Source organism: Thiocystis violascens DSM 198, assembly GCF_000227745.2.
In the GTDB taxonomy this organism is placed as follows: domain Bacteria; phylum Pseudomonadota; class Gammaproteobacteria; order Chromatiales; family Chromatiaceae; genus Chromatium; species Chromatium violascens.
Window position 1 is genome coordinate 1,814,108 of sequence record NC_018012.1, and the last position, 21,280, is coordinate 1,835,387.

Consider the following 21,280-nt stretch of genomic DNA (forward strand, 5'->3'; position numbering starts at 1 on the left):
CTTGCTCACAGCCATTTGCGCTCGAACCCCTTCACGACCGCCAGCGCTGCCAGTCGACCGGGCGGCAGCTCCTGACGCGCTTGCAGCAGGACGCGAAAATGACCGAAATGCTCGGGCGTCACGGCCACCGCCGCCGCGAGCAGGGCCGCCTGATTCAAGATCGCCTCGCGGGCGGCCTCGGCATGCAGCACGCCCGTGCGCGTCAGGTCCAGGATCTCGGCGAGCCCATAGGCCGCCGCCGCGCTCAGGGGATCATGGACAAGGGCGAGCAGGTTGCGCTCGAAACAGTTGGCATCCGCGGCATCCAGCTCGCCATGCGCCAGCTCCAGCAGGGTCGGTTCGTCGCAGCCATGGCGCCCCAGTGCCCCGCAGAGCGTGCGCCGTAGCTCGGCGCAGACGCCGTTTTGCAGCAGCAGACAACGGGTCACCGCCTCGTGGGTCGCCCGTCCCAGGAGTTCGCCCAGGGTATTGTGGCTCCCGGCCCAGTGCCGTTCCCAATCGTCCGCGCGCGCCAGCGGCGCGGCGATGGCGAGTTGATCGGTCCCGGTGCCGGTCGCCAGTCTCCCCGATTGCAGACTCGGCATGCGCAGATCCAGCACGGCGGCGCTCTTGCCCTCGGTGACCAGGGTCGCGGCCCGCACCAGACAGGCGGGCGTACAAGGTTGGTTGACGAAGACCAGGGTCACGATAGTCCCCGCGCCCGCCTCCGGGGGCGCGATCGCGGCGGCGGCCTGGACCGGACAATCCTGGCCGTCCTCGCCTCCCAGCGGGCGGCTGCCATCCCGGTGTTCGTGCCAGCCCGCCGGATCGCCGGCGCGGGTCGCGTTGCCGAGCACGCCGGCGGTCGCCGCCACCGAGACCGACAGATCCGCGTGATCCGCGCGCGCCAGCACCGCGCACTGCATATTGGCCGCGGTCGCCATGAGCGCGGTCGACGCGGGCGGGAGTTGGCCGGACGCGCAGGCCGCTCGGTGATAGGCATCGAGCCCGGCACCCAGGTCATGGCCTTTCCGCACGACATGGGCGACGCCCTCGCCGCTCTGGTGGTTGGCGATGTGGGTGAGATCCTCGCGCAGCCCGCCGTTGATCCGGCAGGTACTGAGCACGCGATGCGGCCGCCTCAGCTCGGCGGTCAGATAGCGCCCGTGGCGACTGAGGAGATAGCGGTCGGTCTCCTCAAGTCGCATCGGTCTCTCGCTCGTCGCTGGCTGAACCGGCCTCCCGCGCCGGACGGAAACGGCGCGGAAAGGCCGCGTCGTAGAGCTTCGAGGATTGGCCGGCGGCGCGTGACCGGGCGCCCAGGGCCGGGCTGACCAGGATCAGCGCCTGTCGCTCGACCCCGGCGTCGCGGCAACGTCCGGCGATGTCCTCCAGGGTGCCGCGCAGGACCAGTTCCTCGTCGGGCCAGGTCGCCTTGTGCACGACCACGACCGGAGCCGTGCGCGCCCAGCCGGCCACGGTCAGATGTTCGACCACGGCCGCGATGCGCTCGATCGAGAGAAAGATGCAGAGGGTGCAGCCATGCGCGGCCAGCGCGGTCAGGGACTCGCCCTCCGGCATCCGGGTGCGGTCGGACAGCCGGGTGAAGATGACGGTCTGAGTGACCTCGGGCAGGGTCAGGCACTCGCCCGCCGCAGCGGCGGAGGCCATGGCGGAGGAGACCCCGGAGACGATCCCGACCGGGATGCCCGCGGCGTCGAGCGGTCGCGCCAACTCGGCGAGGACACCGTAGAGGGTCGGATCGCCGGTCTGGAGCCGTACCACCGTCGCGTGTCGTTGGGCGCGCTCCAACAGCCATGCCGTGACCTGTTCCAGGTCCATCGACTTGGAATCGGCAATCTCGCAGTCCTTACCCGCCCATTGCAGCACGGTCTCGGCCACCAGCGAGCCGGTGTAGAGGATCGCCCCGGCCTCGGCCAGCAGCCGCGCGCCGCGAACCGTGATCAGATCCGGGGCGCCGGGCCCCGCGCCGACGAACCAGACCTTACCCATTACGCAGGTTCCGTACCGGTGCCTGCCAGCCGAGGTTCGGGAAGCGGGAGGGTTGCATGGCGGATAATCCTCATCTAAGGTTGCGCGAATTCAGTCGAGCATTCTTCTTGCCAGCATCGGCCCTTGTCAAATCTCTCTCGGCAATTCCTGGTTTGGCGCAATCCACCACCGTAGGAGCCCGCTTGCGGGCGATCTTGCCCGGTCTGTCGCCCGCAAGCGGGGTCCTACCGACCCGACCGGACGTACTAGTCATCGGCGGCGGCGCGGCGGCCCTCTGCGCGGCCATCGCGGCGCGGCGCGCCGGGGCCTCGGTGCTGCTGCTGGAGGAGGCGCCCCGCTGGCTGCGCGGCGGCAACACCCGGCATTCGCGCAACCTGCGGGTCATGCACGAATCGCCCTCGCCGCTCTCCGTCGGGGTCTATCCAGAAGCGGAGTTCGCGTCCGATCTCCAGCGCGCGACCGGTGGCACGACCGACCCCGCCCTGGCCCGGCGCTTGATCCAGGGCTCGGCGGAGATCGCGGACTGGCTCGCCGGCTCCGGCGTGCTGTTTCAGCCGACCGCGAGCGGGGTGCTGCCGCCCTCGCGCAAGACCGCCTTCCTGCTCGGCGGCGGCACGGCCATGGTCAACGCGCTCTACGCGACGGCCGAGCGGCTCGGGGTCATGATCCGCTACGACTGCGCGGTACGCGATCCGCGCATCGGCCAGGGACACCTAGAACGGATCCACTGCCAACAGGGGTCGGGCACCTGGGCACTCCAACCGCGCGCCGCCATCGTCTGCTGCGGCGGCTCCCAGGCCAATCGGGACTGGCTGCGCGACCAGTGGGGCAATGCAGCCGAGGGTTTCATCAATCGCGGCACGCCCTTCGCGACCGGGGAGGTCTTGCACGCCCTGCTGCGTCAGGGCGCCCTGCCGGTCGGCGATCCGCGCGGCGCCTATCTGGTCGCCGTGGATGCGCGCTCGCCAAGCGACGACGGCGGGATCGTCACGCGGGTCCGCTGCATGCCGGCCGGGATCGTGGTCGATACGCACGGGCGACGTATCCACGACGAGGGCGGCGATACCGCCTCCACGCGCTACGCGCTCTGGGGCCAGCGACTGGCCGCCTGTCCGGGACAGATCGCCTATCTGATCCTCGACGCTCGGGGTCTGCGGAAAGCGCCGCCGTCGCTTTATCCGCCGCTCGCGGCCGACAGCATCGGCGGGCTCGCGGCCAGACTGGAGATCCCGGCGGCGACGCTCGCGGAGACCGTCGCCCGCTACAATGCCGCCGTCCGCCCACCGGCGGCGGGCGCGGACGACAGCGACTGGCGCACGGATGGGCTGGAACCGCCCAAGTCGCGCCACGCGCGCCCGCTGATCGAGCCGCCCTTCGGCGCCTGGCCCATGCGTCCGGGCATCACCTTCACCTATTTCGGAATCGCCGTGGACGCCGACACGCGCGTGCGGCTGCACGACGGCGGGACCGTCGAGAACCTCTTCGCCGCGGGCATGATCATGGCCCCCAACCTCATCGGACGCGGCTATGTGTCGGGTCTTGCCCTGACCATCGGCTGCGTCTTCGGGCGCATCGCCGGCGCGGAGGCGGCGCGCCATGCCCGTGGATGAATCGCTCGCCGAGGCGCGCCGCGTGCTCGAGATCTGCAACGTCTGCGGCTATTGCAACGGCTTCTGCGATCTCTTCGAGTCCGCGAAGCGCCGCCCCGCGCTGACCGACACCGATCTCGCCCACCTGGCGAACCTCTGTCACGGCTGCCGCAACTGTCTCTATGCCTGCCAGTACGCCCCGCCGCATGTCTTCGCCGTCAATGTCCCGCGCGCGCTGGCCCGGACGCGCCAGCGCAATTATGCCGAGTACGCCTGGCCGCGAGCCTGGTCCGGTCTGCTCGCCCAGGAACCGCGGATCGCCCTGCTCGTCACCGGCGGCGCCATCGGGCTGCTGCTCGGAATGGTGCTGATCGGCGCCCCCCCGGAGACGCTCTTCGCCGTCCACACCGGCGCCGGGGCCTTCTACCGCATCCTGCCCTGGTGGGTCATGGTGCTGATCGGCGTCCTTCCGCTCGGCTGGTCGCTGCTGGCCATCGGGACGGGTCTGCGCCGCTACTGGCGCGCCACTCGGGCGCCGGATCCGATCACGGCGCCGGTCCTCTGGTCCGCCGTGCGCGATGTCCTGACCCTGCGCAACCACCGCGGTGGCGGGCCGGGCTGCAACGACCTCGACGACCGCCCCTCGCATTGGCGCCGCTGGCTGCATCAGACGCTGCTCCTCGGTCTGCTGCTGTGTCTCGCCGCCACCTTGATCGCCGGCCTCTACCACCATTTCCTGAATTGGCCGGCGCCCTACCCCTGGTTCAGCCTGCCGGTTGTCTTCGGCACGCTCGGCGGCATCGCCATGACGATCGCCGCGCTGGGACTGGCCTGGCTCCAGCGGCGGGAGGATCGCACGCCGACCGACCCGGACGCACGCGCGGCGGATCGCGCCTTCCTGGCGCAGTTGTTCCTGGTCGCGGCGACCGGCCTGGCCCTGCTCGCCTGGCGCGCCACGCCGGCCATGGGCCTCCTGCTCGCGGTCCACCTCGGCAGCGTCCTGGCGTTCTTTCTGCTGTTGCCTTACGGCAAATTCGTCCACGCGGGCTACCGGTTCCTTGCCCTGGTGAACGAAGCGATGGAGCGCCGCAGCGGCGACGCTCGCGGTCCGTAGGAGCCCGCTTGCGGGCGACTGGCGAGGTTGAACGGCTCTATTTCGGCAAACGATCAGGTTCGGTGTTCCAATGCAGACCCAGACGAAGACCAAAATCCTCATTCTCGGCGGCACCACGGAGGGCTACGCCCTCGCCGATGCGCTCGCGACGCGCGCGGATCTGCGGGTGATCAATTCGCTCGCGGGGCGCACCGACCATCCCCGGCTGCCGGCGGGCGAGACGCGCATCGGCGGTTTCGGCGGCGCGGCGGGCCTCGCGGACTATCTGCGCGAACAGGGGATCCGCGCGGTCATCGACGCGACCCATCCCTTCGCCGCCGGCATGGGCTGGAACGCCGCCGAGGGCTGCCGCGCCGCGGCGGTGCCGCTACTGCGGCTGGAGCGTCCCGCCTGGAGCGCCGTGCCCGGCGACCGCTGGGAGTCGGTCGCGGATTGGGCGGGAGCGGTGGCGGCCCTGACCGGGGGCGGGTCGCGCCGGGTGCTGCTGGCGGTCGGGCGTCAGGAACTGGCGCCCTTCGCCGGACTCGACGCGATCTGGTTCCTGATCCGCGCGGTGACGCCACCCGACCCCATGCCGCCCTTCCCCGCCAGCGAGCTGCTGCTCGCGCGCGGCCCCTTCGATCTGGAAGGCGAGCGGGCGCTCCTCGACGACCATGCGATCGATACCATCGTCTGCAAGAACAGCGGCGGCGAGGCGACCGCCGCCAAGCTGACCGCCGCGCGCGAGCGGGGGATTCGGGTCATCATTCGCGAGCGCCCGGAGCGGCCCGCGCTGCTGACGGCGGCGACGGTCGCGGAGGCGGTCGCCTGGTTGTCACCCGCCAGCGGGCTCCTACCGTAGGAGCCCCTGCTACGGGGCCGGATACCAGCGCGGCGTATAGACCCAGGCACCGCCATCGCGGCGGGGGAACTGGCGGGTCTGCGACGAGCCCAGGATCACGAGGGTGCGCATGTCCACCTGATCGGGCTGGATCTCGCCCAGCGTGGTCACGATGACGCGCTCGTCGGGGCGCCCGACATCCCGGCCGAGCACGACCGGCGTTGAGGGCGCGCGGTGGCGCCGCAGAAGATCGAGCGCCTGGGACAACTGCCAGGGCCGCGCCTTGGAACTGGGGTTATAGAGTGCGATGACGAGATCGGCGAGCGCGGCGTGTTCCAGCCGGCGCTCGATCAGGGACCAGGGTTTGAGATTGTCGGAGAGCGACAGCATGCAGAAGTCGTGACCGAGCGGCGCGCCGGCCCTCGCGGCGACGGCCTGAGCGGCCGAGATGCCGGGCAGGATCGCCAGATCGACCTCCCGCCAGGCCGGGTCGTCGGATTGGTCGAGCGCCTCCACCACGGCGGCGGCCATCGCGAAGACGCCCGGATCGCCGGATGAGACGACCACGACGTGCCGCCCCTGTGCGGCCAGCTCGAAGGCGAGCCGGGCGCGGTCCATCTCGCGGCGGTTGTCCGAATCGAGGAGACGCTGGTCGGGTCGGAAGGGACCGGCCATCCGGACATAGGTGGTGTAGCCCACGATGTCCTGGGCGCGATCCAGTTCCTCCCGGACGGCGGGCGCCATCAGATCGGCGGCACCCGGACCCAGCCCGATCACCGCCAGCCGGCCCGGCCGGGGCGCCGGAACGGCAGTCCCCAGCCCCTCGGTCGCGCGTCCGGCCGGAAGCACGCCCAGTGCGTCCGCGACGGACCGCGCCAGCGCCTCGGCACCCCGGCCAAGTCCAAGCAGGGGGATCGCCGCCGCGCCGTCGGGCGTGACCGCGACGACCGGCGCGAGTTGGTCGCGGTCCATCCCGACCAGCGCCGGGGCTAGGGCAAGGACGAGCCATTCCAGCGAGCCGACGAACACACAGGGATGCCGCATCCGGCAGATATCATGCAGCCGCCGCGTGAGTCCGTTCGCGGTCTCGTCCGGATCGCTCGCGTCCAGCATCATACCCTGGACGCGCGACTGGAGACGCTCGGCCATGGCCCGCCCGGACGCATCCGCGATCAGTCGCGCGGACTGGAGGGTTGGCGCCGCCATCAGCCCCGCCACCGCTCGCCGGGGATGAGGATCATCGAGAAATAGGGCACGCTTTCGGGCGCAATCTCGGCCAGCGGGCGGATACGCTCGCCGTCCATGGTCGCGCGCTCGACGTAAAGCGCCCGCGCCTGCAGCCCGAGCTTGACGATGACCCGCCGAACCTTCTCGAAATTGCTGCCCAACTTCATGATGGCCGCGGCCTCGACCCCGGACAGCAGCTCGGTCAGCCGTTCCTCGGGCAGTGTCCCGGCCAGCACCTGGAGACGCTGGTCGCGATAGACCAGCGGCGTGCGCAGCACCGAGGCGCTAGCGACTACCGAGCAGACGCCCGGCACCACCTCGGTCGCGAAGCGGTCCGCCAGACGGTCGTGCAGATACATGAAGGAGCCGTAGAAGAAGGGATCGCCCTCGCAGAGCGCGGCCACGTCGCGTCCAGCCTCCAGATGGCCCGCGACCTGCTCGGCGGCCTCGTCGTAGAAGGCGCGCATCGCGCCCTCGTAATCGTAGGGCGGCGCGGGCTTTTTGCCCGTGACCGGATAGACGAGCGGCAGCAGGATCTGGTCCGGGCGCAGATGCGGCCGGGCGCTGGTCAGGGCATTGCCGCGTTTGTCCTTGCCGACATAGTAGGCGACCACCGGCGCCGCGCGCAGATAGCGCAGCGCCTTGAGGGTGATGAGTTCCGGATCGCCTGGACCGACGCCCAGGCCAAAGAGTCGTCCTTCGTTCATGCCGGTCAGGAGTGACCACGCCCAAGCGCGTTGACGGCGGCGGCGGCCATGGCGCTCCCGCCGCGTCGCCCGCGCAGGGTCACGAAGGGGACGCCCCGGCTGTCGGCGGCGAGCGCCTCCTTGGATTCGGCCGCACCGACGAAACCGACCGGAAAACCGAGGATCAGGGCCGGCCGGGGCGCGCCCGCGTCGAGCATCTCCAGCAGGCGGAACAGGGCGGTGGGGGCATTGCCGATGACCGCGACGGCGCCCGCAAGATGCGGACGCCACAGCTCCAGCGCCGCCGCGGAGCGCGTGTTGCCGAGTTCGCTCGCCAGCGCGGGGACGCTCGGATCCTGGAGGGTGCAGATCACCGGATTGTCGGCGGGGAGGCGGGCGCGGGTGATCCCCTCCGCCACCATGCGACTGTCGCAGAGGATCGGCGCCCCCGCCTCCAGCGCCGCGCGACCGGCCGCGCCCGCGCCGGGGGAGAACGCCAGATCCTCGATCACCTCGGGCATCCCGCAGGCATGGATCACCCGGACCGCCAGCGCTTCGAGATCGTCCGGGATGCGCTCCAGCCGCGCCTCGGCGCGGATGATGGCGAAGGATTGACGATAGATGCCGTGCGCATCGCGGTTGTAATCGATCATGGCAAGTCTCTGTCGCGCGGCAACGTGGAATCGTTCGGGCCAGCGGGGCTGTCCGAGGCGGAGTCCTGGCCGGAGGAATGAGGATCGGGAGGGGTTTGCTTCAACAAGCCCGGTAGTATAATTGCAAATTCGATCCGGTATCCACTGCTGTTCCAACGGTAGCGCTTTTCATCGTAGGAGCCCGCTTGCTGGCGACGCGACCTGTCAGGATGCCTTTGGGTCCGATCGCCTGTCGCCCGCAAGCGGGCTCCTACGGTAGCAACTCTTAATGAATCATCATCGCCCCTGGCCTTGGCTTTCCCGCTCCATGCTCGCTCGGATTCCGCCGACCGGTTGCCGCGCCCGCTGGCAGGATCGTTCGCGATGACCGCCTGGCTCACCATCGTCGGGATCGGCGAGGACGGCCTCCCGGGGCTCGGCGAGGAGGCGCGGCGCGCCGTCGCCGAGGCCACCGTCCTCTTTGGCGGCGAGCGCCATCTCGCCCTGGTTCCTGAGCGTGCCGGCCAGCGGCGCCAGACTTGGCCGAGCCCCTTCGGCGCGGCCTACGATCAATTGCTCGCCCTGCGCGGCAGCCCGGTCTGCGTCCTGGCGAGCGGCGATCCCATGTTCTACGGCATCGGCGGCAGTCTCGCGGAGCGTATCGCTCCCGACGAGATGCGCATCCTGCCCGCCCCCGCGTCAGTCTCGCTGGCGGCCGCGCGGATGGGCTGGCCCGTGCAGGAGACACGGATCGTTCCGGCCCACGGTCGACCGCTGGAGCGCGTCAATCTGTACCTGACAGACGGGGCACGTCTCCTGGTTCTCTCCGCCGACGCCCACACGCCCGCCCAGCTCGCCACCCTGCTCGATGCGCGCGGATTCGGCGACAGCCGGCTCAGCGTCTTCGAGCGGCTCGGCGGACCAGCGGAACGACGCCTCGACGGGCTGGCGGCGGATTGGACGCATCCGCCCGGCGCGGCGCTGAATCTGATCGCGGTCGCGTGTCGCGCCGGCCCGGACGCACTGCCCTGGTCGCGCCGCTGCGGGCTGCCGGACGACGCCTACGCGCACGACGGCCAGCTCACCAAGCGGGACATCAGAGCGGCGACCCTGGCCCGGCTGGCGCCGCTGCCCGGAGAACGGCTGTGGGACGTGGGCGCGGGCTGCGGCTCCATCGGCATCGAATGGATGCGCGCCGAGCGCGGCTGCCGCGCCATCGCCATCGAATCGGACGCCTCCCGACGCGCGCTCATCGAGCGGAATCGCACCCGTCTGGGCGTCCCCGAGCTTGATCTGGTCGCCGGACGCGCACCCGAAGCGCTGGAAGGGCTGGCGTCGCCGGATGCCGTCTTCATCGGCGGCGGACTCACCGTCGCCGGCGTCGCCGACCGCTGCTGGCAGGCGCTCAAGCCGGGCGGACGACTCGTCGCCAACGCGGTCACGGTGCAAAGCGAGGCGTTTCTCGTCGGTCTGCGCGCGCGCATCGGCGGCGACTTGACCCGCATCGCCATCGCCCACGCCTCGCCGCTCGGCCGCTTCGACGGCTGGCGCCCGGCCATGCCGGTCACCCTGCTCACCGCGGTCAAGCCGGATTGAGCATGAAGTCCGATTCCGTGGGGCGACGGTCAGAGCCCCTGCCCTGCCTCATGTCGTCGACCGGCTCGATGCCGGCGAGCAGGCGTCGTGCCGTTCGGCGCACCTCGGACACGAAGGCGTCGAGGAAAGGGCTCTCCCGGTCGCGCGCGCGCATCCCCGCATAGAGCGTCGACCACAGCCCGGTCTCGCCTAGGCGCGAGACGGCGATCTGCCGTTCGGCCAGTGCCGCGGCGAGCACCCAGTTCGGCAGGGCGGCGACCCCACGCCCGCTCTTGACCAGTTGCAGGATCATCACCGAAAGCTCGGATGTCCGCAAACCCGCGGGCTCGATCCCCGCCGGTTCGAGGAAACGGCGGAAGATGTCCAGCCGCGCCCGCTCCACCGGGTAACAGATCAAGACCGCATCCGCCAGGTCCAGCGGCCGCACCCCCGGACTGGCGGCCAGCGGATGCCCAGGGGCCAGCGCTAGCAGGATCTCGAAGCGGAAGAGCGGGACGAACGCCAGGTCCGGGGTATCCACCGGGTCCGAGGTGATGACCAGATCCACCTGAGACTCGGCCAGGGCCGGCAAGGCGGCGAAGCTCCTGCCGGTGACGAGATCGAGCTCCACGTCGGGCCAGTCGCGCCGATAGCTGTCCATGGCCGGCAGTAGCCAGTCATAACAACTGTGGCACTCCACCACGAGATGCAGACGGCCGCCCAGTCCCTCCCCCATCCGTCGCAGGTCGGCTTCGGCCCGTCGGATCTCGGGCAGGACACGGTGCGCGAGATCGAGCAGACGCGCGCCCGCCGGCGTGAGACGCAGTGGTCGGCTCTTGCGCACGAAGAGCGGCTGTCCGATCGTCTCTTCGAGCCATTTGATCTGGTGAGAAAGCGCCGACTGAGTCAGATGCAAGCGCTCCGCCGCCTGGGTCAGAGAGCCCGTTTCCTGGATCTCGGCGAGAGTCCGCAGATGCTTGGTCTCCAGGAACATGAATATTTTTCATCGAAATAGGAAATATGATCAATTTACCTAAAAAATCCCGCGGGAGATACTTGGGCGACGATTTCAACCATCTGCCGGGAGTCACCCATGGCGATCGCACATAACCTGGGCTTCCCACGCATCGGCGTGGGGCGCGAGCTGAAATGGGCGCTTGAGTCCTACTGGAAGGGGGAGCATGGACCGGAGCGCCTGCTCGCGATCGGGCGGGAACTGCGCGCCCGCCACTGGCGCCTCCAGCAGGAGGCCGGATTGGATCAAGTGCCGGTCGGCGACTTCTCCTTCTACGACCAGATGCTGGACCACAGCGCCATGCTTGGGGCGGTGCCGGAGCGCTTCGGCCCGATCGAGGGCCAGGTCGACCTGAATACCTATTTCCGCATGGCGCGTGGACGCGCGCCGACGGGCGAGCCCGCCGCCGCCTGCGAGATGACCAAGTGGTTCGATACCAACTATCACTACATCGTCCCCGAGCTGCGCGCGGATCAGGTCTTCCGGCTTGCCTCCGGGAAGCTCTTCGATGAAGTGGACGAGGCCAGGGCGCTGGGTCTGACGCCGCGCCCGGTGCTGATCGGCCCGCTCACCTATCTGTGGATGGCCAAAACGCGCGGCGGCGACTTCGACCGGCTCAGTCTGCTGGAGCGCCTGCTGCCGGTCTATGGCGAGATCCTCGCGCGGCTGAAGGTGCAGGGCGTGGACTGGGTGCAGATCGACGAGCCCATCCTGGTGCTGGATCTGCCGACCGACTGGCGTCTGGCCTTCGAGTCGGCCTACAGCCAACTGACGGGCAACCGCCCGAAACTGCTGCTGACGACCTATTTCGGCGCCCTCGGGGACAATCTGCATCGCGCCTGTCATCTGCCGGTGGACGGTCTGCATCTCGATCTGGTGCGCGCCCCCGAGCAGCTTGAGCGGGTCATCGACTGGCTGCCGGGCACCAAGGTGCTGTCGGTCGGCATCATCGACGGGCGCAACGTCTGGCGCGCCGATCTCTCCGGTATTCTGGATCGGCTCCAACCCCTGCATGCCCGGCTCGGCGAGCGGCTGTGGGTCGCGCCCTCCTGTTCGCTGCTGCATGTCCCCGTCGATCTGGAACAGGAAAATGGGCTCGATACGGAGATCCGCGCCTGGATGGCCTTCGCGACCCAGAAGATCGGCGAGGTCTGTGTCATCAAAGAGGCGCTGGAACAGGGCCGCGAGGCCGTCGCCGAGACCCTGCGTGCGAGTGATGCCGCCATCGCGTCGCGTCGCGGCTCCGCCCGGCTCCAGCGTCCCGATGTGCGCGGGCGCGCGGCGGTGGTCGATGACGCCCAGGCCCGGCGTCAAAGTCCCTATGCCGCGCGTGCCGGGATCCAGCAGGCGCGCTTCGGCCTGCCGCCGTATCCCACCACCACCATCGGCTCCTTTCCGCAGACCCAGGAGATCCGCGCCGCCCGCCGCGACCACAAATCCGGCCAACTCGACGACAGCGGCTATGCCGCCGCCATGCGCGAGCAGATCGCCATCGCGGTGCAGGCGCAGGAGTCTTACGGGATCGATGTCCTGGTCCACGGCGAGCCCGAGCGCAATGACATGGTCGAGTATTTCGGCGAACAGCTCGACGGCTTCGTCTTCACCCGCAACGGCTGGGTGCAGTCCTACGGCTCGCGCTGCGTCAAACCGCCGGTGATCTTCGGCGACGTGGCCCGCCCGGCGCCCATGACGGTGGACTGGACGTGCTATGCCCAGTCGCTCACCGAGCGCCCGATGAAAGGGATGCTGACCGGCCCCGTGACCATCCTGCAATGGTCCTTCGTGCGCGACGATCAGCCGCGCGCCGAGACCTGCCTACAGATCGCGCTGGCGCTGCGCGACGAGGTCCGGGATCTGGAGCAGGCCGGAATCGGTATCATCCAGATCGACGAGCCGGCCTTCCGCGAGGGACTGCCGCTGCGCCGCGCGGACTGGCCGGGCTATCTGGAGTGGGCGGTGCGCGGCTTCCGCATCGCCTCCTGCGGGGTGGAGGACGCGACCCAGATCCACACGCACATGTGTTACTCGGAGTTCAACGACATCATCGCCGCCATCGCGGATCTGGACGCCGATGTCATCACCATCGAGACCGCCCGTTCCGACATGGAACTGCTGGACGCCTTCTCCGACTTCGCCTATCCCAACGAGATCGGACCCGGCGTCTACGACATCCATTCACCCAACGTCGCGCAGATCGAGGCCATGATCGGGCTGATGCGCAAGGCCGCCGAGCGCATTCCGCCCGCGCGGCTCTGGGTCAATCCCGACTGCGGACTCAAGACCCGTGGCTGGCCGGAGGTCGAGGCATCGCTGCGCAACATGGTGGAAGCGGCGCGCCTGCTGCGCGGGACGGCGGCCTGACGCGGCGAGCCGTCGACGGGTGAAAGACTATTACATCGGACTCGGCTGCAACCTGAACCCGGCGCGGGGCACCCGCGCCATGCTGGAGGCGCTGCTCGATCTGGCGCCCGAGATCGGGATCAGCCGCATCGTGGCGACGGCGCCGGTCGGCGTCGTCACCGACGCCCTCTATTACAACGCCGTCGTCCGTTTGAGATCGCCGGAAGAGCCGGCGACGCTCAAGACGCGACTGATCGCCATCGAGACGCGGCTGGGCCGCAATCGCGACCGCTGCGGGCGGGCCTGCCCGGAGCTGCCCGCCGATCTGGACATCCTCTGCTGTCTGACGCCCGGCGCCCATCCTGTGTTGGCGGATCTGCCGCCCGAGCCCTTTTTCCAACCGCTCATCCTCGAACTCTGGGCCGCACTCGGCTTGCGACTTCCGTGTTCGCCGCTGCCGGTCGCGACCGGGATTCCGCTTCTGGTCCACGGTCAATGCTGCGGTCTGCAAACGGTCTTTGCGTTTCATGTTCCCGCTTGTCGGGCTGTTGGCGCTGCCAGGTGGCTTTCTGGCTGAAAGAGTCGATTCCTGTCCTGATTTCCTTTACATTCCGGCAGGGAATCATGTCAGCGACAGGCTGCCGGCTGGGTGCTTGCTCTGGTTGTCGATGTGTTTGCCTGCTCACTGAAACGACGGATAAGACAGGGGTTGTCAGCGTATGCTGGTATAACGTATTGATGGAAAGGCTTTTTCAGGTTGAAAAGAGACATGATTGCCAGTCTTTGGTGTCATGATTGATGTCTAGTCCGACTGATTAGTCATCAGTTTTGGGGTCGAATTGTAGTTGGGGCTAGGAAAGAACTATGAAACACGGGTATAGCCTCTTGCTCGGTGAATATATCGATGCCAAACACATCGAATATCATGACTGCAAGGCGTTCCAAATTGTTTGCCCGGCCTGTTATGAGCCTGTGTTTAAGGTGGAGAGAGGCAGTGAAGATTCGGCAGTTGAATATCTATCACATTATCCGGAGACAAAATCTGAACCAGAAGCATGTGAGTTGCGCGTTAAGAAAATATCCATCGCTGAGAAAAATGGCCACAACACAAAGGCGAGGAGTCAACGACTAGAATATTTTTTATCTGTCCTTCGCCAAATGATTGGCAAGCATTCAATGTATCAAAAAGGTTATGAAAAGTCACAAACTCAATTAAATCGGTCAAAAGCCTTGAAATGGTTTAGGGATGTTGCTCACGAGCATCAGCAAGAACAGAAATTCGGCAAGCCTGAATTCTATGCATTTGCAGAAGAGTATGTGGCAGACATTATAGAAATGGGTGGCGTCATTAAAACGGCGTTTTCACTTTCCGTACAGAAACGAATTGCATTTGATATATGGAATTATCTTATGTCTATCAAAGGCAGAGATAATTACAATTTCCTTTTCAACCATGCGTACCTCGTTGTTATGTCAAGGTTGCAACAGTCAAATGACCAACGAGGCTGGAGTATTGATGAGGAGTTTTTGGCGAGCTGCATGGCAAAACTGGTCACTACAAGCAAAAACCGAGGAATGATGATTTTGTCAGAAATGGGTAACACTCCTATAGGTCCGCCTTTTGCAATTGAAGGTAGCAACTTTTTCAATAAAGCCGTGTCCGAAATCATGCATGAAATGGTTGGAACATTACTGGCTTTGCCATATTTCGAGTGGCTAAAAAATATAGAGCGGAGTGAAGCACATTAAAGAAGAAAGCACTAACATGCAACTCAAGCCAAGCTCGTACTGCGCCGCCGAGCTTGGCGTGTTGTGTCTGGCTTCGTCATCGGCGTAGCAACAAATTGGTGCTGAGCATGTTTGAAAGTTTGCTTGATGAAGTGACCGAAAAAGCTGGTGATCCTTACGCCAAACTAACCGCTGCGCAACATGAGGAGATCATCAACGAGTTTCTTCCTTGGCTTTCACTGGACTGTGAGCCGTTGCTCGGCGCATCCAAAGCCGTTCTTGGAAATGACATATTTAAAGACTCTGAAATCGGCCTTGAATACATTCACTTAAAGCCTGATGAATCAGGGTTAGTATCGATACCCGTCTGTATTGGCTGTACATACATCAGGCGGAGTCGTGAGGATCGAGGAATTTCGGTGAACATAAACATTTTTAGTTGTAACGTCACGAGGCACCGAAATGATCCGGCATCCATATACGTAGATCTCGATATATGCGGCGTAGAGGAAAAAAGAGCATTTGAGGAAATGTATAAAAATTACAAGCGTCCTATACAGCGACTTCTTGACGCGAATCAAATAGAATTTGAGACATCTTATTGCTCCGATATTGTGGGAAGATACAAGGGCAATATTCCATCTAGGAAACTCGATGAATATTTTAGTGATCCAGATGTTGATGACTGCTTTTCTTTAGGCAAAAACTTTATCCGCTCGGCTGAAGCTGCAGATATCATTCGTGTATTTTTGTTGCTTTGTGCTCTTTATCATTCTTGCTGTGGACGCTTGGCTTCGAGAAAAAATATAGATCGTTTTGCGGTACATTTGCCACGTCTCCAATAAAATTCGCCCCATAAAAACCAGGTAGATACGCATCGCGTACCTTCTTCCATGAACAAAATCGCCTGACAAGCGGTTCAAGCCGGGTAGCCGGGTAGCCGGGTAGGGTACGCATCGCGTACCTTTTTCGTGAACAAAACCAAGCGGGACGGGGTATTCACCCCGTCCCGAATGTTTGATGTGCCACTGGCCATTGTTGGCATCTAAACATTCCGAACAGGCGGATGCCCCGTCCGGCGAGGACTTGCGAAACCGCCTCTTTTCGACCTCTCGACCTCTTGTGCGTCAATAACATATTTGTTATCGTCGCCGCATGGACTACTCCATTGAGTACTACAGTGACGCCGTGGCCGAGGAGATCCTCGCGCTCCCGGACACGCTCGCCGCAAGATACCTCGTACTCGCAAGAAGAATAATGGCTGTTGGTCCGAATCTCGGGCCTCCGCACACGGACGCCTTCGGCGATGGCCTGTTCGAACTACGGCTGAAGGGTCAGGAGGGAATTGCCAGACTCTTCTTCTGCGCGCTCGTTGGCCGCAGGGTGATGATTTTGCACTCCTTCATCAAAAAAACCCAGAAAACTCCACAGCGAGAAATTGAGATTGCGCGCAAGCGCATGAAGGAGGTCAGGCATGCGAACTCATGACGAAGTTGTTTCCAAGCTGATGCAGCGTCCCGGCGTCTGTCAGGAAGTCGAGCGCATCGAACGAGAGGAAGGCGTGCTACTTGATATCCTGCTAAAGGCGCGTCAAGAAGCCGGGTTGTCCCAGGCCCAGGTCGCCGAGCGCATGGGGACTCAAGCCCCAGCGGTTGCACGCCTGGAAAGGTCTCTGGCTACGGGGAAACATTCGCCTTCGCTGGCAACACTACGCAAGTACGCACAGGCTTGTGGCAAGAAACTCTCAGTTCAGCTCTCGTAGCCGGCATCGCGTACCTTCTTCCATGAACAAAATCCCCTGACAAGCGGTCCCCGCAGACGTGGCGGAGATTATCCTGCCATGCTGCGCCACACTGCCATTAAGTTAAGGATTTTCCGTTCGCCCTGAGCTTGTCGAAGGGTGAACGGAAAATCCTGATCGCTTGAAAGTTAAGCCGTTCATGGTTCGACAGGCTCACCACGAACGGCTTAACTTAATGGCAGTGATGCTGCGCCAGCGGGGCAGAGCTTGACCTGTCATTAAACCGCGCCCGGTGCGGCATGTGATCGTTGAGGATTGAGTCGGCCTTGGCAGAATCGACGACCGTTCGAGCGGGCGCGGTTTAAGATATTAAAAAATATAAAATTTTAAACCGCGTCTCCACTGATGGAGATGACATCTCCAAAGCCAAACACAAAATGAAAATTACGCATATTGCGCTGGACGCGGTTTAAACGCCACAATCACCGCGCCGAAATACTTCTGGAGACGCCACAGATGCTCAGCCTGGAATTCCTGATCACCTCGTTCATTGTTGTGCTCATTCCCGGCACCGGGGTTGTCTTCACCATATCGACGGGCCTTGTCCAAGGTCGGAAGGCAAGCGTGTTTGCTGCGCTTGGGTGTACGGCGGGCATCGTTCCTCATCTTCTGGCTACCATTCTTGGTCTTGCCGCCATCCTGCATACGAGCGCCCTGGCGTTCCAAGTCCTCAAGTACGCTGGTGTGGCCTACCTGTTCTACATCGCCATTGTCACTTGGCGTGACAAATCAGCCTTTGCCATCGACGGCACAACCTCTGCCTCGACAGCCATTGGTCTCACGGTGAAGGCGTTCCTGCTCAATATTCTCAATCCCAAGCTGACGATTTTCTTCCTGGCGTTTCTCCCGCAATTCATTCAGCCAGGAACGACGGAACCGATCTGGCAGCTTCTGATTCTGAGCGCCACCTTCATGGTCATGACGTTCGTGGTCTTCGTGGCTTATGGGTTCCTCGCTCATGCGTTTCGCAAAGCAGTCATCGAGTCGTCCCGAGTCCAGGGGTGGCTTCGGCGAGGCTTCGCTGCAACTTTCGCCGGTCTCGGCGCAAATCTCGCATTCACCGAAAAGTGATGCGGGGGCGTGAAGGAAGTCAGGCATGCGAACTCATGACGAAGTTGTTTCCAAGCTGATGCAGCGTCCCGGCGTCTGTCAGGAAGTCGAGCGCATCGAACGAGAGGAAGGCGTGCTACTTGATATCCTGCTAAGGGCGCGTCAAGAGGCCGGGCTGTCCCAGGAGCGCATGGGTACTCAAGCCCCAGCGGTCGCACGCCTGGAAAGGGCTCTGGCCACGGGGAAACACTCGCCTTCGCTGGCAACACTACGCAAGTACGCACAGGCTTGTGGCAAGAAACTCTCAGTTCACCTCTCGTAGCGTGCACACATGTGAATCTAAGTGGGCGATAATGGGAAACAGGATTTCCAATGCCACAGAAAATCCGTGACTTGCTCAATACGCTGAAACGCGCTGGCTTCACAGAAATTGCTGGAGGTGGAAAAGGGTCGCATCGAAAGTTCGTTCACTCGAAGTACCCCGGCGTGGTGACAGTGAGCGGACAGACAGGTGATGACGCGAAGCGATATCAAGAGAAAGATGTCGCGCAAGCCATCGAAATGGTGAGCAAATGAAAGCATTCGACAAATATCACAAATGGGTGGATTGGAGCGAGGAAGATCAGGTCTATATCGGTCGATGCCCTGACCTCATCACCGGAATCCATGGCGATGATCCCGTCGCTCTTTATGGCGAGCTTTGCGCCGTCGTTGAGGACGTGATCCGCCATTTCAACGCTGAAGGCCGCCCCCTTCCGCAGCCACGGGTTCGCCCTATGCGCGAGGTGGCATAGCGCCTAACCAGTCGCGCCATCTCACCTTGGGCAAGAGGCCCGTGGCTTCCCCGCCGAGGTCGGATTTGTTCTGAAGTCTGCTTTCCCATTCATCTGAGGCATGCCTGCGCGTCAACTATCCGATCCGTCACTGACCCGCCGCAGGCGCGTGGCGCGCAGACTGTAGATGCACCCGCAATAGGTCTGTTGATAGAAACCATATTCCCGGTTCAGCTCGGCCTTGCGTTCGGTGAGCCCGCCCTTGCGCCAGTCGTGTTCCCAAAAGACGAGGCCCGGCCAGTCGGCCGCCGCCGAACGACCGGCGTCGAGGATCTGGGAACGGTCCTTCCAGCGCGAACTCGCGAGGGTGGTCGTGAAGACACCGAAGCCGTTGGCGCTCGCGTACCGCGCCGTCTCGGACAGCCGCAGTCCAAAGCAGAGGACGCAGCGCGGCCCGCGCTCGGGCGCATCGGCCAGGGCGGCAGTCCGCTTCAGCCAGCCTTTGGGATCGTAATCGGCATCGACGAAATCCAGCCCGAGCGTCTGGGCGTGACGCTGACTCTCCGCCTTGCGCCGCTCGTATTCGCGTCTGGGATGGATGTTGGGATTGAAGTAGAAGACCGTCGGGCGGATGCCGTTGTTCAGCAGACACTCGACGATGGCGCTCGAACAGGGCGCGCAGCAGCTATGGAGCAAGACCCGGTCGGCGTCGCCCGGCGGCATCAGTGGAGGTCGATGAGGCATGGTGTCGGTTGGCGGCGAATATTACCGGGCGCTCGAATTGCTCTCGCCTGCCGGGGCACGTGTCGTCTCGGGCGCCTGCGCGAGCATCTCGCGGTCTGGAAGAAACAAGGCGGCGGCCGCCGCGGGCGCCGAGGGAAAATAGAGATGCAGATAGCTCGCGCGCAGCGTGCCGTGGCGGTAGAAGGGCTCGCCCGCCCGCCCGTCGCTCTGGCGTTGACCGGATGCGACCGGCTCGACAGGGGTCTCCATGGTCGAGTGGTGAAAGCTATGCCCTCGCAGACAACCCGGCGGCAGGTCGAGCGACTGCATGCCGAGACCGGCCAGGCGCTGACGCATCTGACCCTGGCCGGGGAGCAGGCCCGCCATCTCCGCCGTGTGTCCCGCTTTGTCGGTGAGCCGGTCGAGCAGATAGAGCATGCCGCCGCACTCGGCATAGAGCGGACGGCCCGCGGCGAGGTGCCGGGCAAGCGCGTCCTTGATCCCGGCGTTGGCCGCCAGGGCGTGCAGATGGAGTTCGGGATAACCGCCGGGGAGATAGATGGCGTCGGCGCGGACATCGGGGTCGGCGAGCGGCGAGAAGAAGCTCAGATCGGCGCCCAATGCCTCCAAAAGACGCAGGTTGTCTTCGTAAAGAAAGGAGAAGGCGGCGTCGCGCGCGATCGCGATGCGTCGTCCGGCGAGCGGCCTGGACAGGATCGGCCACTCGGCGGGCGGCGCGAACCGGACCGGCGCGGGCAGCTCGGCCAGGGCGGTGTCGCCGATCCGATCCGCGATCAGGTCGAGTCGCGCCTCCAGGTCGACGATCTCCGACGCCTGGACCAACCCCAGATGCCGGCTCGGCAGCTCGGCCTCGGCCAGTCGCGGCATGGACCCCAGATAGCGCAGCCCCGGCGGCAAGCCGCCCCGAATCATCGCCTCGTGACGCGGGCTCGCGACCCGATTCGCCAGGATGCCGGCGAAGCTCAGGGCCGGACGATAGGTCGCCAGGCCCAGCGCGAGGGCGCCGAAGGTCTGACCCATGCCGCGCGCGTCGATCAGGGCCGCGACCGGAATCCCGAAGGTCTCGGCCAGATCCGCCCCGCTCGGCATTCCGTCGAACAGCCCCATCGCGCCCTCGACCAGGATCAGATCCGCCTCGCCGGCGGCCTCCCAAAGCTTGCGGCGGCAATCGGATGCGCCGACCATCCAGAGATCGAGCGGTCCGACCGTCGCCGCGCTAGCCCGGCTCAGGATCATGGGGTCGAGGAAGTCCGGTCCGGTTTTGAACACTCGCACCCGTCGCCCGAGGCGATGATGATGGCGCGCCAGACCGGCGACCAGGGTCGTCTTGCCCTGTCCCGACGCGGAGGCGGTCAGGAAGAGTGCCGGACACTGGCGCGGGGCGGGATCCGAGAGGGGCGGTTTTGGCTCTGACATGGGCATGGTCGACGAATGGCTGATCAAGAGATCGTTGAGAGACTGAAAATTGCAATCGGTCTGGGCTGTCGGCGCGGGGTCTCGCTGACGACCCTGGAGTCCGCGATCGCCGAGGCGTTACGGCCACTGGGCGAGGTCGAGGTGTGCTGCATCGCCAGTCATGCCGACAAAGCCGACGAAGCGGCGCTCCTAGCGCTGGCCAGCATACGCGGCTGGCCGTTGCGGCTCTTTCCGGCCGAGATCCTGGCCGCGATCCAGGTACCGAACCCCTCGTCCCGCGCGGCGAGCGCGGCCGGCACGCCCAGCGTCGCCGAGGCCGCCGCCCTACTCGCGGCCGACGGCCGGGAACTGCTGGTGGCCAAGCGAATCCATCGCGGCGCCGATGGCCTGGGCGTGACGGTGGCCATCGCGCGCATGAGCCCCAAGAGGGGAAGCTTACTCGCCTGAAGCGCATCCAGCACGGAGCCCGTGACTTGCACTCGGCGGTGGCTAATCCAAAAAAGCGCGCGTTTCGTTCGGAGTCCGGTTAGGCGCAGGAGTTGCAGTATGACTCTTTGGAGGGACTTAAGCCGCTCAATGCGGTGACTTCTTCGTCCCATGAGCAGAAACTCACAGTTGCCCTTTGCCGTTGGACGGCTGTCAGCCAATAGGTCACTCGCCTATCCGCTCGTTGGTCTGGTCCAAGAGGGAAAGCAGTCACTGCTCATCCTGAGCCAAGAGTCGCGAATGCAAGTGTCGACGCGGATCTCCAGGCACCAGGAATCCGTCCGTTCGATCT

23 protein-coding genes are annotated in these 21,280 nt (G+C 64.9%); 15 read left to right on the forward strand and 8 right to left on the reverse strand.

All coding sequences use genetic code 11. The features are described 5' to 3' along the window. Window positions 1-5: 5 nt before the first annotated feature. Together THIVI_RS08100 and cobM are read right to left on the reverse strand one after the other, a co-directional pair. The gene (locus tag THIVI_RS08100) at window positions 6-1,187 is read right to left on the reverse strand and encodes an adenosylcobinamide amidohydrolase (protein ID WP_014778111.1); all 1,182 of its coding nucleotides are present in this window, start codon (window positions 1,185-1,187) and stop codon (window positions 6-8) included. Beyond that, on the reverse strand, window positions 1,177-1,992 hold the full coding sequence (gene cobM / locus THIVI_RS08105) for a precorrin-4 C(11)-methyltransferase (RefSeq protein ID WP_014778112.1): 816 nt from the start codon (window positions 1,990-1,992) through the stop codon (window positions 1,177-1,179). Before cobM ends, THIVI_RS08100 begins: the two co-directional genes overlap by 11 nt. 182 nt (window positions 1,993-2,174) lie before the next feature. Between cobM and tcuA the strand changes: the two genes are divergently transcribed. The 3 genes from tcuA (at window position 2,175) to THIVI_RS08120 (ending at window position 5,536) form a co-directional block, all read left to right on the forward strand. Then, a complete protein-coding gene (tcuA, locus tag THIVI_RS08110; protein WP_014778113.1) occupies window positions 2,175-3,602 on the forward strand; it encodes an FAD-dependent tricarballylate dehydrogenase TcuA in 1,428 nt (475 codons plus the stop codon). Continuing rightward, complete coding sequence (gene tcuB, locus THIVI_RS08115; protein ID WP_014778114.1) at window positions 3,589-4,695, forward strand: tricarballylate utilization 4Fe-4S protein TcuB; 1,107 nt, start codon at window positions 3,589-3,591, stop codon at window positions 4,693-4,695. The genes tcuA and tcuB overlap by 14 nt, the downstream gene beginning before the upstream one ends. 70 nt (window positions 4,696-4,765) lie before the next feature. Continuing rightward, window positions 4,766-5,536, forward strand: a complete 771-nt coding sequence (locus tag THIVI_RS08120; protein ID WP_014778115.1) for a cobalt-precorrin-6A reductase — start codon at window positions 4,766-4,768, stop codon at window positions 5,534-5,536. 9 nt (window positions 5,537-5,545) lie between these two features. Here the strand turns inward: THIVI_RS08120 and cobJ are convergent, their stop codons facing one another. Genes cobJ through THIVI_RS08135 form a run of 3 tightly spaced genes read right to left on the reverse strand, consistent with a single transcriptional unit; the run spans window position 5,546 to window position 8,081 of the window. Next, on the reverse strand, window positions 5,546-6,721 hold the full coding sequence (cobJ, locus tag THIVI_RS08125) for a precorrin-3B C(17)-methyltransferase (RefSeq protein ID WP_014778116.1): 1,176 nt from the start codon (window positions 6,719-6,721) through the stop codon (window positions 5,546-5,548). After that, window positions 6,721-7,449 carry a precorrin-2 C(20)-methyltransferase gene (locus THIVI_RS08130; protein WP_014778117.1) on the reverse strand — a complete coding sequence of 243 codons (729 nt, stop codon included), beginning with the start codon at window positions 7,447-7,449 and terminating at the stop codon, window positions 6,721-6,723. The genes cobJ and THIVI_RS08130 overlap by 1 nt, the downstream gene beginning before the upstream one ends. Window positions 7,450-7,454: 5 nt before the next feature. Beyond that, complete coding sequence (locus tag THIVI_RS08135) at window positions 7,455-8,081, reverse strand: precorrin-8X methylmutase (RefSeq protein WP_014778118.1); 627 nt, start codon at window positions 8,079-8,081, stop codon at window positions 7,455-7,457. A gap of 363 nt (window positions 8,082-8,444) precedes the next feature. Here THIVI_RS08135 and THIVI_RS08140 point away from each other — a divergent pair, with 363 nt between their 5' ends. Continuing rightward, window positions 8,445-9,656: a bifunctional cobalt-precorrin-7 (C(5))-methyltransferase/cobalt-precorrin-6B (C(15))-methyltransferase gene (locus tag THIVI_RS08140; protein ID WP_014778119.1), complete on the forward strand. Its 1,212-nt coding sequence runs from the start codon at window positions 8,445-8,447 to the stop codon at window positions 9,654-9,656. On the opposite strand, the gene THIVI_RS08145 is transcribed toward THIVI_RS08140, so the two are convergent. Then, entirely contained in the window at window positions 9,643-10,629 is a 987-nt protein-coding gene (locus THIVI_RS08145) for a LysR family transcriptional regulator (protein ID WP_014778120.1), read from the reverse strand. The two genes, THIVI_RS08140 and THIVI_RS08145, sit on opposite strands and share 14 nt — an antisense overlap. A 99-nt stretch (window positions 10,630-10,728) precedes the next feature. Between THIVI_RS08145 and metE the strand changes: the two genes are divergently transcribed. From metE to THIVI_RS23540, 10 genes are all read left to right on the forward strand, one after another. Further along, window positions 10,729-13,011, forward strand: coding sequence for a 5-methyltetrahydropteroyltriglutamate--homocysteine S-methyltransferase (gene metE, locus THIVI_RS08150; RefSeq protein WP_014778121.1), 2,283 nt, complete (start codon window positions 10,729-10,731; stop codon window positions 13,009-13,011). A gap of 19 nt (window positions 13,012-13,030) precedes the next feature. After that, entirely contained in the window at window positions 13,031-13,567 is a 537-nt protein-coding gene (locus THIVI_RS08155; RefSeq protein ID WP_014778122.1) for a 2-amino-4-hydroxy-6-hydroxymethyldihydropteridine diphosphokinase, read from the forward strand. A 287-nt stretch (window positions 13,568-13,854) separates the two neighbouring features. Beyond that, window positions 13,855-14,739 (forward strand): hypothetical protein, encoded by an 885-nt coding sequence (locus THIVI_RS08160; protein ID WP_014778123.1) that lies wholly within the window; start codon window positions 13,855-13,857, stop codon window positions 14,737-14,739. A 107-nt stretch (window positions 14,740-14,846) separates the two neighbouring features. Further along, complete coding sequence (locus tag THIVI_RS24625; RefSeq protein ID WP_014778124.1) at window positions 14,847-15,563, forward strand: hypothetical protein; 717 nt, start codon at window positions 14,847-14,849, stop codon at window positions 15,561-15,563. Between the two features lie 310 nt (window positions 15,564-15,873). Next, the gene (locus tag THIVI_RS08170; protein ID WP_014778125.1) at window positions 15,874-16,206 is read left to right on the forward strand and encodes a type II toxin-antitoxin system RelE/ParE family toxin; all 333 of its coding nucleotides are present in this window, start codon (window positions 15,874-15,876) and stop codon (window positions 16,204-16,206) included. Beyond that, window positions 16,193-16,480, forward strand: coding sequence for a helix-turn-helix domain-containing protein (locus THIVI_RS08175; protein WP_014778126.1), 288 nt, complete (start codon window positions 16,193-16,195; stop codon window positions 16,478-16,480). The genes THIVI_RS08170 and THIVI_RS08175 overlap by 14 nt, the downstream gene beginning before the upstream one ends. 495 nt (window positions 16,481-16,975) lie before the next feature. Further along, window positions 16,976-17,590 (forward strand): LysE family translocator, encoded by a 615-nt coding sequence (locus tag THIVI_RS08180; protein ID WP_014778127.1) that lies wholly within the window; start codon window positions 16,976-16,978, stop codon window positions 17,588-17,590. Between the two features lie 25 nt (window positions 17,591-17,615). Beyond that, window positions 17,616-17,891 (forward strand): helix-turn-helix domain-containing protein, encoded by a 276-nt coding sequence (locus tag THIVI_RS08185; protein WP_014778128.1) that lies wholly within the window; start codon window positions 17,616-17,618, stop codon window positions 17,889-17,891. A 50-nt stretch (window positions 17,892-17,941) separates the two neighbouring features. Continuing rightward, on the forward strand, window positions 17,942-18,145 hold the full coding sequence (locus THIVI_RS23535) for a type II toxin-antitoxin system HicA family toxin (RefSeq protein WP_014778129.1): 204 nt from the start codon (window positions 17,942-17,944) through the stop codon (window positions 18,143-18,145). Further along, window positions 18,142-18,363 (forward strand): hypothetical protein, encoded by a 222-nt coding sequence (locus tag THIVI_RS23540; RefSeq protein ID WP_014778130.1) that lies wholly within the window; start codon window positions 18,142-18,144, stop codon window positions 18,361-18,363. Before THIVI_RS23535 ends, THIVI_RS23540 begins: the two co-directional genes overlap by 4 nt. A gap of 111 nt (window positions 18,364-18,474) precedes the next feature. On the opposite strand, the gene THIVI_RS08195 is transcribed toward THIVI_RS23540, so the two are convergent. Both THIVI_RS08195 and THIVI_RS08200 read right to left on the reverse strand, forming a co-directional pair. Then, window positions 18,475-19,086: an epoxyqueuosine reductase QueH gene (locus tag THIVI_RS08195; RefSeq protein ID WP_157174408.1), complete on the reverse strand. Its 612-nt coding sequence runs from the start codon at window positions 19,084-19,086 to the stop codon at window positions 18,475-18,477. A 21-nt stretch (window positions 19,087-19,107) separates the two neighbouring features. After that, a complete protein-coding gene (locus THIVI_RS08200) occupies window positions 19,108-20,508 on the reverse strand; it encodes a cobyrinic acid a,c-diamide synthase CobB (RefSeq protein ID WP_014778132.1) in 1,401 nt (466 codons plus the stop codon). Window positions 20,509-20,517: 9 nt separating this feature from the next. Between THIVI_RS08200 and THIVI_RS08205 the strand changes: the two genes are divergently transcribed. After that, a complete protein-coding gene (locus tag THIVI_RS08205; protein ID WP_014778133.1) occupies window positions 20,518-20,949 on the forward strand; it encodes a cobalamin biosynthesis protein in 432 nt (143 codons plus the stop codon). Window positions 20,950-21,280: the final 331 nt, after the last annotated feature.